General features: G+C 39.6%; 1 protein-coding gene. It reads right to left on the bottom strand.

What is annotated here, in order from left to right; all coding sequences use genetic code 11:
* Positions 1-281: 281 nt before the first annotated feature.
* The gene (locus tag HW45_RS14540) at positions 282-2,252 is read right to left on the bottom strand and encodes a replication initiator protein RctB domain-containing protein (RefSeq protein ID WP_038227617.1); all 1,971 of its coding nucleotides are present in this window, start codon (positions 2,250-2,252) and stop codon (positions 282-284) included.
* Between the last annotated feature and the right edge of the window lie 990 nt (positions 2,253-3,242).

Genomic DNA, 3,242 nt, shown 5'->3' with positions numbered 1-3,242 from the left:
TTGAGTTTCCTTACCTTAAATATTAGTTTCACCTCACCCAGAAATGGGGGAATCGTCGAATTTCAGACAAAAAAAAGCGAGTCCAAATTGAACTCGCCAAAATATATCAGAATGAATGTAACAATATGAGCCAATCTACTTATTTCATTAGAAAGGACAAAAGGTTGTCTATTCGGAATAAATNNTTAGCCAACCACACTTGTTACTTTGTCAGCTTATTGTCAGCGTTATGTGTTATTCCTAACAAGTTAGTACTATGTGTAACAAGGGGTTAATTAGCGCTAAATAGCGACCTCATCTAGCACGCGAAATACCGTTTCATCGATATGCCCTTCGTGCACTTGCTTACACACTTTTTTACGGACGGCCAACGCTGAGATCAGTCGTTCAATCGACAAATGCTTGTTTTCTTGTCGAGAGTTATATAACTCCACAACACGACTTAGCACTTCATAGGGAATGACCTGGTCATCAACACGCAACCAATCCAGCTTCTCCATAAGCTCTGAGCACTCTTGTTTGATTGAGGCGACCGAATGCCCTGTCATGGCAGACAATGCCGTTACACTGCGTTCTAGAGCTTCTGATGAAGTATATTTAGATAAGATGATGGTTATTTCATCCGCATTGATTTCAACTAAGTGTTTTCTCTGCTTCACTCTGCGCCCCAAATTCCCTCTTGGAGACGGTGCTTTACGCTGAATTGGCTCGAACTCACCGTCAATGATTGTCGACAGTTCGTCGAGTTGCTTACGAGTTACTAACTCATTGCGTAATGGGTTAGGTAAGGTTGGTGCCATGTTTCGCTTACCTGCATTCGTCGTTCTTGCTCTTGAGTAACGCAATACTTCTTCCACATCACAACGAATATCAACCTGATAATCTGGTAGCTTAGCATCAGGATCCATGCATTGTAGTGTCAGATGATAGCCCCATAAGTTGACATCAAATTGATCATTGCTTGTGGATCCTTCCCCTAGTTTTCTCAGCTCTCGAAGAAGATCCATCGAGAAGCGTCGCCATTCTATGTTACGCGCAAGCTTTTGATTAAGCTCTGAAAGAAGAAGAGTATCGGTATGACGTCGGGCCATACGACTTCTGAAATACGAATACAACTGAAATACCAAGGTATGCTGTTTTAGAATTTCAGGCGGGAACAAGAAAAAATAGTCTCTCGTTAATAACTCTTCGTAGAACGACGGCTCCCACACCAAGATATATAAATTAGGCTTGATCTTGATCTCACCATCCGCGCCTTCACGTGGTGCCTCTTCAGATGCAGTGATCGTTCTGGCTAGAAATCTAAAACGATCACTCTTGAATCCTTCAGGCATATTTTCGCTGAGCCAACGACCTGTAAGCTCGTGCAATTGGAAATCGGTAAATTCAATTCGATCAATACTATCACGAATGGAATCACGTGCTGGGCCACTATCTTTTTTACCTCGAAGGGAAAGGATGTCAGTGATATACAAAGGGGTCTTGTTAGGCACATGTTTAGCATCAAGGTGATACTCTTCGTGGTGATGATCATGGTATTGCACCGTTAGCGTAAACAATGCAAACAGCGTCATAAGATCATCAACAGTCATGATATTCTTAGAGGATCGAGTTTCAATCACCGCTTTTGTACCTGAGATGGATACCATCGACTTCTGATAGCTTTTACGTGTACGTGGTGGAGCGAGTGCTTGATCGATAATGCCTGCCCAGTTTGTTGGAGATACTACAAACTGATCGGCTTCATCGCGCATCGCTGGTGGCGTATAAAGTCCATGTTCATTCAACAAGCGTTTATTCACTTGCGTTTGAGCCAATGCTTTTGATTTTTTTTGCTTTTCGGATTGCTTAACCGATTCGGTTACCAGGCTGGTTGCACCCAAAACGGATACTAATTGATTGGGGTTAATAAACCGATGAAGCATTGTTTTGCCAGCGAGGCCTTCCTCAAACTTAACACCATGTTGGCTGAATAAACCAATATTTACTGCGGCTCTCAAACGCTGCTGAATAGCTGCACGAGTTAGTTTGCCGTCAGTAGCGTCGATTAACTCAGTAGTTGAAACGTAACCATCTTTAGAACTGAATCCGCGTAAAGAGATAAGATTCAGAAGTTCCAAAATACTCTTGGTCACGCCTTTGAAGTGCTGATACTGCTCAATCCAATCGACAGACGTTTCAGTCACTTCAAAAAGATGTCCGCCTTTGTGATCTCTTGGAGATCGGATCAATAATTTTTCATCGTTGCTCATGATTGGATCTATATCACACTATCCGTAAATTCGATATTGTTCCATAGAATAAAGAATAATGTCGAATAAATAAAGATCTATTTTATTGCTCTTAATAAACTGATCTTTACTGATAATACTGATCTAATATGATTAACTGATCATATGATCTGGCACTTTAATTGATTGTAACCCTATGTTTTTAAAGGTAAAGATTTAGCAAGCATTCGGACGCATGATCATAGTAATCACGAAACGATGATCATTGTTTTTCGAATGCATGATCATAGAACTCTGGAGGCATGATCATCATCTGCCCGAAAATATGATCATTAAGTTTACGGATAGATGATCATGAGGTCACCACAACTTATCCACAGAAAAAGTAGAAAAGCTGTGAATAGCTTAATGTAAATATCTTTTAAATCATAAATTTACCTCGAAAGCATGATCAAGGTGGAAGAATTATTTGTCGTTGTAGGTAATTGATGAAAGTCATTGTTCAAATGTTACTCGAATTGAACAAAGATAAACGAACAGACGCTTTTTCATCGTTAATGGCTTTAACCCTTATATATTGGGAAGCATGATCAAGTAAGTTCATTGAATCTGTTATTGCATCTTGAATTCTGTCGTTAACCACTGAATCTCGCCACTATCCCTTATTCTATCGGGCATAAGCCGTAATTTTGTCGGGATTTTACATGCTTCCGCAGTGATAAAGTACTTGATCATTCTTCCAAGATAAATGATCGAAGTAACAGACCAATAATCCAATGTCTGTTTCTAAAATTCCCCTTGATCATGCTTCTATATTCTCGGAACTATGATCATGAGTTTTGTCTTTTGGTGTACTAACGTTTCTCCACTGACCTATGAATAATTATTTGTGTTCCTAAAAAAACGCTTAATTTGAAATGGCTGAGATAGAAACAACAAGGTCCGTAAGTTATCCAATATTTATAATCGTTCCGAGATATTTTCTATTTACATTGTAAATAAGTTACATCG

The sequence above is a fragment of the Vibrio sp. ER1A genome (genome assembly GCF_000733315.1).
In the GTDB taxonomy this organism is placed as follows: Bacteria; Pseudomonadota; Gammaproteobacteria; order Enterobacterales; family Vibrionaceae; genus Vibrio; species Vibrio mediterranei.
The sequence above is the reverse complement of the archived record's forward strand: the minus strand, read 5'-3'. Positions and strand labels throughout refer to the sequence as shown.